At 39.2% G+C, this 12,752-nt stretch carries 13 protein-coding genes and 1 tRNA gene; 8 read left to right on the forward strand and 6 right to left on the reverse strand.

Features of this window, described 5'->3' with window-relative positions; translation table 11 throughout:
* The first annotated feature begins 189 nt into the window (after positions 1 to 189).
* Together rho and pssA are read left to right on the forward strand one after the other, a co-directional pair.
* Positions 190 to 1,875, forward strand: a complete 1,686-nt coding sequence (gene rho, locus ACXZ1K_RS15225) for a transcription termination factor Rho (RefSeq protein ID WP_458970530.1) — start codon at positions 190 to 192, stop codon at positions 1,873 to 1,875.
* Positions 1,876 to 1,878: 3 nt separating this feature from the next.
* Positions 1,879 to 2,562, forward strand: a complete 684-nt coding sequence (gene pssA / locus ACXZ1K_RS15230) for a CDP-diacylglycerol--serine O-phosphatidyltransferase (RefSeq protein WP_458970531.1) — start codon at positions 1,879 to 1,881, stop codon at positions 2,560 to 2,562.
* Here pssA and ACXZ1K_RS15235 read toward each other — a convergent pair.
* A complete protein-coding gene (locus ACXZ1K_RS15235) occupies positions 2,559 to 2,936 on the reverse strand; it encodes an Hpt domain-containing protein (RefSeq protein ID WP_458970532.1) in 378 nt (125 codons plus the stop codon). The two genes, pssA and ACXZ1K_RS15235, sit on opposite strands and share 4 nt — an antisense overlap.
* A 50-nt stretch (positions 2,937 to 2,986) precedes the next feature.
* Positions 2,987 to 3,478, reverse strand: a complete 492-nt coding sequence (folK, locus tag ACXZ1K_RS15240; RefSeq protein WP_458970533.1) for a 2-amino-4-hydroxy-6-hydroxymethyldihydropteridine diphosphokinase — start codon at positions 3,476 to 3,478, stop codon at positions 2,987 to 2,989.
* A gap of 55 nt (positions 3,479 to 3,533) precedes the next feature.
* Here folK and sppA point away from each other — a divergent pair, with 55 nt between their 5' ends.
* From sppA to ACXZ1K_RS15270, 6 genes are all read left to right on the forward strand, one after another.
* The gene (sppA, locus tag ACXZ1K_RS15245) at positions 3,534 to 5,306 is read left to right on the forward strand and encodes a signal peptide peptidase SppA (protein WP_458970534.1); all 1,773 of its coding nucleotides are present in this window, start codon (positions 3,534 to 3,536) and stop codon (positions 5,304 to 5,306) included.
* Positions 5,307 to 5,448: 142 nt separating this feature from the next.
* A tRNA-Leu gene (locus tag ACXZ1K_RS15250) sits at positions 5,449 to 5,530 on the forward strand.
* A gap of 70 nt (positions 5,531 to 5,600) precedes the next feature.
* Positions 5,601 to 6,947 carry a trigger factor gene (gene tig / locus ACXZ1K_RS15255; protein ID WP_458970535.1) on the forward strand — a complete coding sequence of 449 codons (1,347 nt, stop codon included), beginning with the start codon at positions 5,601 to 5,603 and terminating at the stop codon, positions 6,945 to 6,947.
* Between the two features lie 167 nt (positions 6,948 to 7,114).
* Positions 7,115 to 7,807, forward strand: coding sequence for an ATP-dependent Clp endopeptidase proteolytic subunit ClpP (clpP, locus tag ACXZ1K_RS15260; protein WP_458970536.1), 693 nt, complete (start codon positions 7,115 to 7,117; stop codon positions 7,805 to 7,807).
* Between the two features lie 2 nt (positions 7,808 to 7,809).
* The gene (gene clpX, locus ACXZ1K_RS15265; RefSeq protein ID WP_458970537.1) at positions 7,810 to 9,051 is read left to right on the forward strand and encodes an ATP-dependent Clp protease ATP-binding subunit ClpX; all 1,242 of its coding nucleotides are present in this window, start codon (positions 7,810 to 7,812) and stop codon (positions 9,049 to 9,051) included.
* A gap of 278 nt (positions 9,052 to 9,329) precedes the next feature.
* The gene (locus ACXZ1K_RS15270) at positions 9,330 to 10,193 is read left to right on the forward strand and encodes an AMP nucleosidase (protein ID WP_458970538.1); all 864 of its coding nucleotides are present in this window, start codon (positions 9,330 to 9,332) and stop codon (positions 10,191 to 10,193) included.
* On the opposite strand, the gene ACXZ1K_RS15275 is transcribed toward ACXZ1K_RS15270, so the two are convergent.
* The 4 genes from ACXZ1K_RS15275 to ACXZ1K_RS15290 are packed head-to-tail and all read right to left on the reverse strand — an operon-like array spanning position 10,190 to position 12,748.
* Positions 10,190 to 10,690, reverse strand: a complete 501-nt coding sequence (locus ACXZ1K_RS15275) for a SixA phosphatase family protein (protein WP_458970539.1) — start codon at positions 10,688 to 10,690, stop codon at positions 10,190 to 10,192. The two genes, ACXZ1K_RS15270 and ACXZ1K_RS15275, sit on opposite strands and share 4 nt — an antisense overlap.
* 12 nt (positions 10,691 to 10,702) lie before the next feature.
* A complete protein-coding gene (locus tag ACXZ1K_RS15280) occupies positions 10,703 to 11,641 on the reverse strand; it encodes a glycosyltransferase family 9 protein (protein ID WP_458970540.1) in 939 nt (312 codons plus the stop codon).
* 52 nt (positions 11,642 to 11,693) lie between these two features.
* Positions 11,694 to 12,191 carry a D-glycero-beta-D-manno-heptose 1-phosphate adenylyltransferase gene (rfaE2, locus tag ACXZ1K_RS15285; protein ID WP_458970541.1) on the reverse strand — a complete coding sequence of 166 codons (498 nt, stop codon included), beginning with the start codon at positions 12,189 to 12,191 and terminating at the stop codon, positions 11,694 to 11,696.
* A gap of 2 nt (positions 12,192 to 12,193) precedes the next feature.
* Complete coding sequence (locus ACXZ1K_RS15290) at positions 12,194 to 12,748, reverse strand: D-sedoheptulose 7-phosphate isomerase (protein ID WP_458970542.1); 555 nt, start codon at positions 12,746 to 12,748, stop codon at positions 12,194 to 12,196.
* Between the last annotated feature and the right edge of the window lie 4 nt (positions 12,749 to 12,752).

The following is a 12,752-nucleotide window of genomic DNA, read 5'->3' on the forward strand; positions in this document are numbered from 1 at the left end:
ACAATTTTACTTTTTTCTTGGAGATTAGTTTACAAATACATACAATTGCAACATAATTCCTTAAAAGTTTATCTGATCATTCCAGAAAATATTCGTAAAATCTTGTTATCCAACTATTTTTATAGCCGATTTTTCTTGCTTTGAATGATAAATATTTTTTAAAAAATTCTCAACACCGAATATTATATAATGTTTAACAAAACAGAATTAAATGAAAAGCTCACAGCAGAACTGCGTGAGATCGCAAAATCACAGGGTATTTTAAACGCAGACGAATTAAGAAAGGCCGAATTGGTTGAAATTATAGCGCAGATTACAGAACAAGAAGCTGTTGCGGAACCTGTTGAAGCGGCTGAAATTGAAAAACCATCCAAACTAAAGGCCGTTAAAGATAGTACTGCGGAAAAGTCTACCAGAAAAAGGATAAGAATTCCAAAAGAGGAAGAAGTGGCACCTACTCCAGGCACCATTAAGCCTTTTAACCGCGCTTCTTTGTTCGATGCAGCTCCTGCCTTTGAAGACCGGAACACGGCCCCTGCATATATTGAAGCAAAACCTGAAACTGCTATAGTTGCCCCAGCCACCACAGAATTAACGGAAGCTCCGGAAACTGAAACTGTTGTTGCTGCTCCTGCAGGCACACCAGTAGCATTCGACAATAAAAAGAACAGACTTCCAAGAGAGGATAATCGCCCGCAGAAAGGGAATGTAAGTAATGTTCCTCAGAAGCAAAATGAGAACAGTTATTCCAATCTTGATTTCGACAATACCATTACCAATGAAGGTGTTTTGGAGATTATGCCTGATGGATATGGGTTTTTAAGATCTGCGGATTACAATTATTTGTCTTCCCCTGATGATATTTATGTATCCCAATCTCAAATTAAGTTATTTGGATTAAAAACCGGTGATACCGTAAAAGGCAGTATCCGGCCACCTAAAGAAGGCGAGAAATATTTTCCATTGGTAAGGGTTGAAACCATTAACGGCAGGTTACCTGCTGAAGTGCGTGACCGCGTTCCGTTTGATTACCTTACCCCTCTTTTTCCAACAGAGCGACTAAATTTATTTACGGAGACCAACAATTATTCTACTCGTATAATTGATTTGTTTACACCAATTGGTAAAGGACAGCGTGGATTGATTGTTGCACAGCCTAAAACAGGTAAAACTAATTTACTGAAAGAGGTTGCAAATGCGATTGCTAAAAACCATCCTGAGGTTTACCTGATCATTTTACTAATTGACGAGCGCCCTGAAGAGGTGACAGATATGGCGAGAAGTGTTAGAGCAGAAGTTATTGCTTCTACATTTGACGAGCCAGCAGACCGACATGTTAAAATTGCCAATATTGTTTTAGAGAAGGCAAAACGCCTTGTGGAATGTGGACATGATGTGGTAATCTTATTAGATTCCATCACCAGACTAGCAAGAGCTTACAATACTACAGCTCCTGCATCAGGAAAAATCTTATCTGGTGGTGTGGATGCAAATGCCCTACATAAACCTAAACGTTTCTTTGGTGCCGCCCGTAACATTGAAAAAGGAGGTTCACTGACGATTTTGGCTACGGCATTAACTGATACCGGTTCTAAAATGGATGAAGTAATCTTTGAAGAATTTAAGGGTACTGGTAATATGGAACTTCAGCTGGATCGCAAATTATCTAACAAACGTATCTTCCCTGCGATTGACATTACTGCATCAAGTACTAGGAGAGATGATTTGTTACATGACAGAGATACGTTACAACGTGTCTGGATCTTACGTAACCATCTAGCGGATATGAACTCACAAGAAGCGATGGAATTTGTTCAATCGCAGATCAAAGGAACCAAATCTAATGAGGAGTTCTTGATATCAATGAATAGTTAATACATGATAAAAAAGCATATTCCTAATGCAATTACCTGTGCAAATCTGTTTTCAGGTTGCATAGGAATAGTTTTTGCATTTAGAGGGTCATTGGAGATAGCAGCATATTTTGTGCTGCTATCTGCTTTATTCGATTTCTTTGACGGTTTAGCTGCGAGGGCACTTCAAGTTAAATCTACCATCGGTAAAGAGTTGGATTCGTTGGCCGATATGGTAAGCTTTGGTTTTCTACCAGGGGTAGTGCTGTTCAAATTGCTTGGCAATAGTGACTATTCAAGTGAATACCTCCCATATTTAGGTTTTATCATCACCGTATTCTCTGCACTTAGGCTAGCTAAGTTCAATGTAGATACCCGACAAACTGAAGATTTTATTGGTTTAAATACGCCAATGAATACATTGCTTATTGTATCCCTTCCTTTTATCCATAAGGATTATCCGGAAGTTATTGGCTCGACTATTTTCCTTGTAGGATTAATTGCGTTGCTGAGTTGGCTGTTGGTAAGTGAAATCAGAATTTTCTCACTAAAATTGAGTGACCTTGGATGGCAGAAGAATAAATTCAAATACCTTTTCCTCATTGCCTCAGTATTGCTGGCCATCTTTCTAAAATTCGTTGCTGTACCTTTTATACTTGTACTTTATATTTCTTCCTCAATTGTGCATTTCAGGAAAATAAAGGCTTAAAGTAGCTTTTGCAAGTCGGCTTTTGCCTTGTCCAACTGCTGATACAAAATTGTTGTGAACTGATTGACTTCATTAAAATCTGCCAACAATTGATTCACATTCATTTTTTCACGGGCACTCTGCTCCATTTCCTGCATGTGCTCTTTTGCATCTTCTCTCCCAACATAGGTGAAGGTTGGTTTAATTTTGTGCGCGCTTGCGGCTGCTTTATCCCATTCTTCATTTACAATAGCACTTTCGAGTTCTGCCATATACAATGGCGTTTGAGATTTAAAAAGGTCGATCATCTCAATAATGAACTCGGGGCTATCGCCAGACATCTCTTTCAAATAAGAAAGATCAAGTGGTTCATCATTTTTGCTTACGTTAATCATTAAAACAAACTTAGATAAAATTGTTTTTATATGCAATCCAGAGCAGTTATTTAAATTTTTGATACCTCCAGTTGATCCGTTAGTTCTGCCAATAGCGTTGACACTGATTTTTGCGCAATGGGATGTACAAATTCGGGCGCGATTTCATTCAATGGTTCAAGTACAAACCGTCTTTTCGCCATTTCAGGATGAGGTATTATAAGCTCACTACTATTAATAAATAGATCATCATAAAATATAATATCTATATCAATTAGCCTGGCACCCCATTTATCTAATCTAATCCGCCCCAAATGCTCTTCAATTGCCATTGCTTGCCGCAGAACTGATAATGGAGTTAGCGATGTATTGATCCCCAATGCGATGTTGAGGAATGCGGGCTGATCTGTATTTCCCCATGCAGCAGTTTCATAATAGGAAGAGCGGGAAAACACCTTGCCGATACGGAGTTCAATCTGCCGGACAGCTTCAGTTAGCAATTTCTTTCTGTTTCCCAAATTGCTCCCTAGTAACAAATAAACATTTCCTTTATCCAATATCATATAAAAGCCTATGGCTATTTCTTTACCTTTACAAAAATAAATATTTAACCTACCAATGAGAGAATTTTTTAAGTACGTTTTCGCCACAGTTATAGGCTTCGTTATTTCAACATTTTTGCTGTTTCTTCTCTTTTGTGGCATTATCGCCATTTTGATATCTTCTGTTGAAAATGACCAAAGTGTTCCTGTAAGCGACAACACTGTCCTTTTCCTTAATCTAGATCAGGCTATTGTAGAACGCACGGCTGACGACACGTTCTCTAACTTGGCCATACTTGGTGGCAATGGTGAGAAGAATATCGGTTTTAACGATCTAATCAAAGCACTTAAATTTGCGAAGACCGACGACCACATCAAATGCGTTTATATCAACGTTAGTTCGCCAAATACTGGCTTTGCCACTATGAAGGAGGTTAGGGATGCGCTTTTAGATTTTAAAACAAGTGGTAAAAAAGTAATCGCTTACAGTGAGGTTTATACCCAAGGCGCTTATTATCTGGCATCAGCGGCCGACAAGATCTACCTTAATCCAGAAGGGGCGCTGGAATTTAAAGGTCTTAGTTCAAAAGTAATGTTTTTTAAAGGTGCCCTGGACAAATTAGGTATCGAGGCACAGATCATTAGGGTAGGAAACTATAAAAGCGCAGTTGAACCTTTTTTTACTGACAAGATGAGCGACGCAAACCGTGAACAGGTAACGGCTTATCTTAGCGGATTGTATCAAACATTTTTACAGGGAATCTCAAAAAGCAGGAGCATTAGCACCACTGCATTACATGAGTTAGCTGATGATTATAAAATACAACAACCAAAAGATGCATTGCAATACAAGTTGGTAGATGGCTTAAAATACAAGGATGAAATTTTAGATGAGTTAAAGGTACTGAGCAATAAGAAAAAGAAAAACAACTTGACTACTATTACTATAAATGAGTATGCAAAAAATGTTGCAAATGAAAAGGATAAAAGTTCGGAAGATAAAATTGCAATAGTCTTCGCAAATGGGGATATAATGGGTGGCGAAGGTTCTGACGATCAAATTGGTTCTGAGCGCATCTCCAGAGCAATCAGAAAAGCTCGCACTGACTCTACTGTTAAAGCAATAGTGCTGAGGGTAAATTCTCCTGGCGGTAGTGCATTAGCATCTGACGTGATTTGGAGGGAAATCGTGCTTTCTAAAAAAATCAAACCTGTTATAGCATCCTTCGGTGATGTTGCCGCCTCTGGTGGTTACTATATCGGCTGTGCCGCGGATTCTATATTCGTGCAACCAAATACCATTACCGGTTCTATCGGTGTTTTCGGCGTGATTCCAAATTTCCAGAAATTATATAATGAGAAGCTGGGCATCACATTCGATGGCGTTAAAACAGGAAAATATGCAGACATAATGAGCACAGACAGGGCGCTGACTGCCGGTGAAAGGCTAATCATACAAAATGACGTAAACAGAGTTTATGATGGTTTTATAACACGAGTTGCAGATGGACGCAAACGCTCAAAAGCTTACATTGATAGCATAGCAGGCGGTCGTGTTTGGGTAGGTACTGATGCGGTCAGGATTGGACTTGCGGACAGAATAGGAAATTTTGATGATGCCATAGTTGCCGCGGCAAGGAAAGCAAAGTTAACAGATTATAAAGTACTGGAGTTTCCAGAAAAGATGAATCCGTTGAAATCATTTATTGAAAACACAACAGATAAGATTAAAATGCGTTACGCGAAACAAGAATTGGGTGCACATTTTCACCTATATGAACAGATAAAATCGGCCATTGCTAAGTCGGGCGTGCAGACAAGAATGCCATTTGAGATCAAAGTTCAATAACGATGTAGTTGCTTGTAAATGCAACATTAAAAAAGATTGACTGTAATACAGCAGGTTAACTACTTCGCTTAAAAATAATTTGCGTTGCGTTTTGACATTTGAAAACATTAGCTATCTTTGCAGTCCTAAACAACTCCTAACTGCGGAAGTGGCGTAATTGGTAGCCGCACCAGACTTAGGATCTGGCGCTTCACGGCGTGGGGGTTCGAGTCCCTTCTTCCGCACACAAAAATTCCCCCGCAAAACGGGGGAATTTTTATATAAAGACGATTATAAAAATATTGATTCAGAACAATGAACATTACACAGGAAAAAATTAACGATTTAAACGCAGTTGTAAAAATTAAAATAGCCCCTGAAGACTATACTGAAAAAGTTGAGAAATCTATAAAAGAACAAGCAAAGAAAGCTAACCTGCCTGGTTTTCGTAAAGGAATGGTACCTGCAGCGCATATCAAAAAAATGTACGGCAGAAGCATCCTGGTTGAAGAGATCAATAATTTACTGAGTGAAACATTAAATAAACACTTAACCGACAGTAAAATTGACATTCTTGGTCAGCCATTGCCTGTTATGGATGATTCAAAAGAGTTTAAATGGGATAATACTGATGAGTTTGAGTTTGACTACGAAGTTGGTCTGGCTCCAGCAATAGACGTTAACATCACATCCAAAGACAAATTCACTGAATATAAAGTTAAAGCTGACGAAGAAACGCTGGCCTCAAGGATCAAAAACATCCGCAGAAGCTATGGCAAAATGACAAACCCTGAAGTTTCGGCAGAAGATGATGTCCTTTATGCCGATTTAGCACAACTTTCTCCTGATGGTTCAGTTTTTGAAGGAGGTATCACTGCAACCGGTTCTATTCGTTTAGATCAGGTGACGGACAAAAAGATTTTAAAATCTTTAGTTGGTTTGAAAAAGGATGACGTTGTTGAATTGGATGTTCAAAAAGCTTTCGATAAAAACGAAGTTGTCATTGCAAAGCTTTTAAACATCGGTGAAGAAGATGCGAAAGACTTGCAATCAAAGTTCCAGGTAACTATTAAAAATGTTAACCGTTTGGAAGAGTCGGATTTAAACCAAGAGTTCTTTGATAAATTATTTGGTGAAGGTACAGTTACTGATGAAGCTGGTTTTACAGAAAAAATCACTGAAGAGGTTGAAAGCATGTTCCAGCAAGATGCAGATCGTAAACTACAAAACGACATCTACACACAGCTGATTGAAGGTGTCAAAATTGAGCTTCCTGATGCATTTTTACGTAAATGGCTAAAAGCAACTAATGAGAAACTCACTGACGCTGAGCTAGCTGAAGGATATGATGACTTTGCTAAAAACTTGAAGTGGACTTTAATTGAGAACAAACTTATCAAGGAAAATAACATCGAAATTAAGTACGAAGATGTTTTCCAGACAGCAAAGCAACGTTTAGATGCTCAGTTCAGAATGTACAGCCCTGCTCCTATGCCTGAGGATCAACTGGCTCAGTACACTACAACTTTTTTAAAAGAAAAAGACAATGCCAACCGTATATTTGATGAAGTGAAGGCGATTAAGGTTTTCGAATACATCAAATCAGTAGCAACTTTAGACCAAAAAGACATACCTTATAACAAGTTTATTGAGTTGAAATAAGCGCTGAGAAAACAGCATAATTTTATAAAATAACGGTGAGGCGGCTTTTAAAAAGGCCGCCTTACTTATATAAAATAAACAAATTTTACAATACCACAATAAATTGCCAACTTAGTTTAACTATTTTGGTGATTAACGAAAACAGAATAACTAGATAATTTATTATTATGAATATAGATAAAGACGAATTTAGAAAATACGCAGTTAAACATCACCGCATTAATGGTTTGAATGTTGATCGCTACATCGGTGCGACCAATAATTCACCAAAAAGCATGACTCCATACATTATTGAAGAACGTCAATTAAACGTTGCACAGATGGACGTTTTCTCAAGGCTAATGATGGATAGAATCATTTTCCTTGGAGATGCTATTTATGATGGTAACGCAAATATAATTCAGGCCCAACTACTATTCCTGCAATCAACTGATAACAATAGAGACATTCAGATTTATATCAACTCTCCTGGTGGGTCTGTATATGCAGGATTAGGTATTTATGATACTATGCAATACATTGGCCCGGATGTGGCTACAATTTGTACAGGGATGGCCGCCTCAATGGGTGCGGTATTACTGGTTGCGGGCGCTAAAGGGAAACGTGCAGCATTGCCACATTCTAGAGTGATGATACACCAACCTTCTGGAGGCGCTCAAGGTGTTGCTTCGGACATGGAAATCAACTTGAGAGAAATGCTAAAACTAAAGAAAGAACTTTATGATATTATTTCCAATCATTCAGGACAAAGCTATGAGTGGGTGGAGAAAGCATCTGATCGTGACTACTGGATGAAGGCTGATGAGGCAAAGGAATTTGGGATGATTGACGAAGTATTGAGTGCTGGTAAGAAAGATTAATAATGGCTAAACAAAACAAAGAATCCCGTTGCTCTTTTTGCGGCTCAGGTAAGCAAGATACTCTTATGCTTATTGAGGGCTTAGATGCGTACATTTGTGATAAATGTGTAACGCAGGCCAATCAGCTGCTAGTGCAGGAGCTTGGTAGCAAAAAATCAAAGGGTCTGGACACATCTGTAACCCTGCTAAAACCACATGAGATCAAAGCGCATATTGATCAATATGTAATTGGTCAGGATGATGCTAAAAAAGTTTTATCAGTGGCAGTGTACAACCATTACAAAAGGCTAAGCCAAAAGGTGGATAAAGCGGACGAAGTTGAGATAGAAAAATCTAACATCATGTTGGTTGGGGAAACTGGTACCGGCAAAACTTTGCTTGCAAAGACGATTGCCAAAATACTTCATGTTCCTTTCTGCATATGCGATGCTACAGTGCTGACTGAAGCCGGATATGTTGGTGAAGATGTGGAAAGTATTCTAACGCGCTTGCTTCAGGCGGCTGATTATGATGTGGCTTCGGCTGAGCGTGGCATTGTTTATATTGACGAAGTGGATAAAGTTGCACGAAAAAGTGACAATCCATCCATTACAAGGGATGTTTCAGGTGAAGGTGTTCAACAGGCTTTATTGAAAATACTTGAAGGTACTGTGGTAAATGTTCCTCCTCAGGGTGGGCGTAAACATCCGGATCAGAAAATGATTCCGGTAAATACAAACAATATCTTGTTCATTTGCGGAGGCGCCTTTGACGGTATTGAACGTAAAATTGCGAATAGGTTGCGCACACAGGCAGTGGGCTACAAAGTGAAAAAGGATGATGTGGACCTTGACCTTAAAAACTTATATAAATACATTACACCACAAGATCTCAAATCTTTTGGATTGATACCGGAGCTAATTGGCAGGGTACCTGTTTTGACTCACCTTAATCCATTAGACAAAGCTGCACTGAGAAATATCCTGACGGAACCTAAAAATTCTCTGTTTAGACAATATGTAAAGCTTTTTGAATATGAAAATGTAGAACTGGTATTTGATGATGAAGTATTAGACTTCATTGTGGATAAAGCAATGGAATACAAGCTTGGAGCAAGAGGATTAAGATCGATTTGCGAAGCGATTATGCTGGACGCTATGTTTGATATACCATCAGACCCTAGTATAAAGGAACTTCACATCTCACTGGATTATGCGGTGGAGAAATTTGAGAAAGCAGATTTTAAAAAACTAAAGGCTGCTTAAAAGATTTGATCCCCGGTTGTTCACCGGGGATTTTTTTTAACTTGTAATTACGGTTCAGTTTGTGCAAACCGTCATCTCGAACGAATGTGAAAGATCTCTGTTTGCATTTTCGGAGAACCGCTTTACATTAAGAAATTAACCGTTCTCTTCGAAGACTGCATCCACTTAAGCTTCGCAACAGTGGTGCTGAGGTCTTTTCTGAGAAGGTCATTTTCTTATTTCCAAGCTAGTACAGATAACAGCTTATAAAAACAGAATATTAATTAAATTATAAATATATGAATGAAGAAAAAGACGTAAAGAAAGATGAACAGATTGTAGCTAAAGCAAAAAAGGTAAAGGAAGTGAATTCGGCTATTAAGCCTGGGTTAAAATCTAAAGCAGACATTGTTAAAAATTGGTTACCGAGATATACAGGCAGACCGTTAGACCAGTTTGGCGAATATATTTTACTAACCAACTTTAGTAAGTATTTACAAATGTTCTCAGAATGGAACGACAACGCGCCTATAATGGGTTTAGATAAGCCGATGCAAAGCGTATCCGCAAATGGGATTACCATTATCAACTTTGGTATGGGAAGTCCGCTAGCAGCCACAATGATGGATCTTTTAACTGCCATCACGCCGAAAGCTGTGTTGTTTTTAGGCAAATGCGGAGGTTTGAAAAAGAAAAACCAATTGGGAGATTTGATTTTACCTATTGCGGCGATAAGGGGCGAAGGAACGTCGAACGACTATCTTCCTGCCGAAGTCCCCGCCCTACCATCCTTTGCCTTACAGAAAGCGATTTCTACTACAATACGCGACCATTCCCGTGACTATTGGACTGGAACCTGTTATACGACAAACCGCAGGGTTTGGGAGCATGACAAGAATTTCAAGAAGTACTTAAAGAGCTTAAGGGCGATGGCTGTTGATATGGAAACTGCTACGGTATTTACTACCGGATTTGCCAATAAGATACCGACAGGTGCATTATTGCTTGTCTCAGATCAGCCGATGATTCCAGAAGGTGTGAAAACAGCAGAAAGTGATAGTACAGTAACAAACACCTATGTGGAAACACATTTGCGTATCGGAATTGACTCTTTGAAACAATTAATAAACAATGGATTAACGGTGAAGCACTTACAGTTTTAGTCCTCGTCAGGACTTTTTGGATAGTCAAAATCTATTAAAGTTCCTGAATCACTACCAATTTCCTGCCAGTCATCTGTAGGAAATTCCAGTAAAACAACGCCGCAAGTGGGTATATTATAGATATTCGCATTACTCAGGTAATTAGCGAAATCTGTAAACCCTGGGTTGTGCCCAAATATCACTACACTTTGATAGGCGTTATCTAAATTATTTACCACCTCTAGCAGACTAGGTATATCCGCCTCATAGATGTTTTCATTTTGGGTAATTGGATGTGTAGTTCTATACCAAATTTGCTCAAAATGACGTGCGGTTGTGATCGCTCGTAAAGCCGGACTGCTTACCATTAGCTGGGGCACCAGTCCTTTCTGTAAAATTCTTTTCGCCATTTCTGGCGCATCCCTATGTCCACGTGGATTAAGTGGTCTATCGAAATCCTGAAGATGGGCATTACCCCATTCAGATTTACCATGCCTGACTAAAAGAAGATGCTTCATTGGGATACAAAATTAAGAATTTACGAAATTAACAATTGGGCCCGACGGAATGTTTTTCATGCATTTAAAATGGCCAAGCGGACAATTTTCTAATCCAAATTTGGAGCAAGGTCTGCATTCCAGGTCAATTTCTGCCATTAACGAATTGGTTATCTGGTAAGGATAAACTCCGAGCAAATCGGCAGTGGTTCCTCCCCATATGGAAACAAGCGGCCGGTTAAACGCTTCTGAAATGTGTGTTAGTCCGGTATCAAACCCTATTACTTTACTGGCTTTTGATACAAGGAATACCGATTGATCCAAGTTAATTTGTCCGCATGCGTTGTGCACCCGCTCTCCTATGGCCTCCCGGATGATTGCGGCATTTTCCATCACATCCTTACCCCCAAGTAAGATTACAGGTGCATTGATTCCGCTGCAAATCTCTATAATCTGTTCATTAGGCAGGCGTTTGGTAAAATGAGTTGCACCAATAATAAAAGCAACATAATCTTTCTGGTGTGAAACAGGCAACAATTCACTCAGCTGATACGGCTTTGAAATAAAATAGTCAATGGGTTTATAGTCATTTTCTACTCCCAGGAAGGTTACCGTATCCAGGTACCGGTCTACTAGATGCTTTGGAGATACGAATTTTTTAGATTTAAACCTAAGCGCCAGCCACTTATTGATTCTGTCTTTTTTATAGGTGGATGATGGCAAGCGCAACATTGATTTGATGATAAATGTGCGCAGGTTGTTGTGCAGGTCAATAACCAAATCAAATTGCTCCAATTTGATTTCCTGAATGGTATCTTTCAGTTTAGGCTGTAGGAGATGAAGTTTTGCTAAGTAAGGATTGTGATCGTAGATGTACTTAAATTCTTTTTTAGTTAAGAAATGAATTTCTGCATTCGGAAACTTTTGCTTCAGACACCTCACCACTGGTGTAGTATAGATGATATCACCCATTGAACTGAACCTAATTACCAGAATTTTTGAAGGTGTTTTCAATATTGTCCCCTTAGCTTTTTCTTATCTTTTCAATGATGGAGGTGGATGAGTAGCCAGGCAAAAAGCCAAGCACTTTAACTTCTCCACCTTTTTCTAAAACCTGCTTTGCACCAACAATTGTTTCGATGGTGTAATCACCTCCTTTTACCAGTACGTCGGGCTCTACAATCCTAATGAGCTCTGCAGGTGTTCCCTCATCAAATAATACTACTGCATCAATGAAAAACATGGATGCCAATAACTGTGCTCTGCTAAATTCATCATTGATAGGTCTATTCTCTCCTTTCAGCTCCTTCACTGAGCGATCTGTATTTAACCCTACTATCAGTACATCTCCGTAACTTGCAGCTTCACTAAGATAAGACAGATGACCAGGATGGATGATATCAAAACAGCCATTGGTAAAAACCACTTTTTTGCCTTCATCTTCCCATCTTTTCTTTACCAGTTCCAAATCCTGATTTGAAAGTATTTTATGAGCTAAATCCGCTCCTGGATTCTTTTTCATGACTAGAATAATTGATCTACTGCTTTACAAAATATATGACCAATTAAAATGTGCATTTCCTGAATACTTGCGGTGTTGGTTTCCGGAACGACAATGTTCAAATCGCACAGTTCATTCATTAATCCACCGTCTCTTCCAGACAGGCCAATTGTTTTACAACCTATGGCTTTTGCCGAATGCAGTGCATTGATGATGTTCGGACTGCTTCCACTGGTTGATATGGCAATAAAAAGATCTTGCTGTTGCGCAAATGCCTCCAGTTGCCTGGCAAATACCCTGTCGTAACCATAATCGTTACTAATTGCAGTTAAAGCCGACGTATCTACTGTCAGTGCAATTGCCGGTAATGCTTTTCGCTCTTTGACAAACCTTCCTGTAAGTTCGGCAGCAATGTGCTGGGCATCGGCTGCACTTCCACCATTTCCAGCCAGCAGCACTTTTGCACCTGATGCTACTACCGCTGTCAGAATTTCGCAACCCTGCTCAATCTGCGGAACAAGGGTTGCAATAACTTTATCCAATGTTTGCTGGTGATATTTTAGTTCTTCTAATACCATAAGG

It is taken from the genome of Pedobacter jaeyakensis, assembly GCF_054461315.1.

What these genes read in the sequence shown, in the direction of transcription:
- rho (WP_458970530.1), top strand. Translation starts at nt 190, where the DNA reads ATGTTTAACAAAACAGAATTAAATGAAAAGCTCACAGCAGAACTGCGT.
- pssA (WP_458970531.1), top strand. Translation starts at nt 1,879, where the DNA reads ATGATAAAAAAGCATATTCCTAATGCAATTACCTGTGCAAATCTGTTT.
- ACXZ1K_RS15235 (WP_458970532.1), bottom strand. Translation starts at nt 2,936, where the DNA reads ATGATTAACGTAAGCAAAAATGATGAACCACTTGATCTTTCTTATTTG.
- folK (WP_458970533.1), bottom strand. Translation starts at nt 3,478, where the DNA reads ATGATATTGGATAAAGGAAATGTTTATTTGTTACTAGGGAGCAATTTG.
- sppA (WP_458970534.1), top strand. Translation starts at nt 3,534, where the DNA reads ATGAGAGAATTTTTTAAGTACGTTTTCGCCACAGTTATAGGCTTCGTT.
- tig (WP_458970535.1), top strand. Translation starts at nt 5,601, where the DNA reads ATGAACATTACACAGGAAAAAATTAACGATTTAAACGCAGTTGTAAAA.
- clpP (WP_458970536.1), top strand. Translation starts at nt 7,115, where the DNA reads ATGAATATAGATAAAGACGAATTTAGAAAATACGCAGTTAAACATCAC.
- clpX (WP_458970537.1), top strand. Translation starts at nt 7,810, where the DNA reads ATGGCTAAACAAAACAAAGAATCCCGTTGCTCTTTTTGCGGCTCAGGT.
- ACXZ1K_RS15270 (WP_458970538.1), top strand. Translation starts at nt 9,330, where the DNA reads ATGAATGAAGAAAAAGACGTAAAGAAAGATGAACAGATTGTAGCTAAA.
- ACXZ1K_RS15275 (WP_458970539.1), bottom strand. Translation starts at nt 10,690, where the DNA reads ATGAAGCATCTTCTTTTAGTCAGGCATGGTAAATCTGAATGGGGTAAT.
- ACXZ1K_RS15280 (WP_458970540.1), bottom strand. Translation starts at nt 11,641, where the DNA reads ATGGGTGATATCATCTATACTACACCAGTGGTGAGGTGTCTGAAGCAA.
- rfaE2 (WP_458970541.1), bottom strand. Translation starts at nt 12,191, where the DNA reads ATGAAAAAGAATCCAGGAGCGGATTTAGCTCATAAAATACTTTCAAAT.
- ACXZ1K_RS15290 (WP_458970542.1), bottom strand. Translation starts at nt 12,748, where the DNA reads ATGGTATTAGAAGAACTAAAATATCACCAGCAAACATTGGATAAAGTT.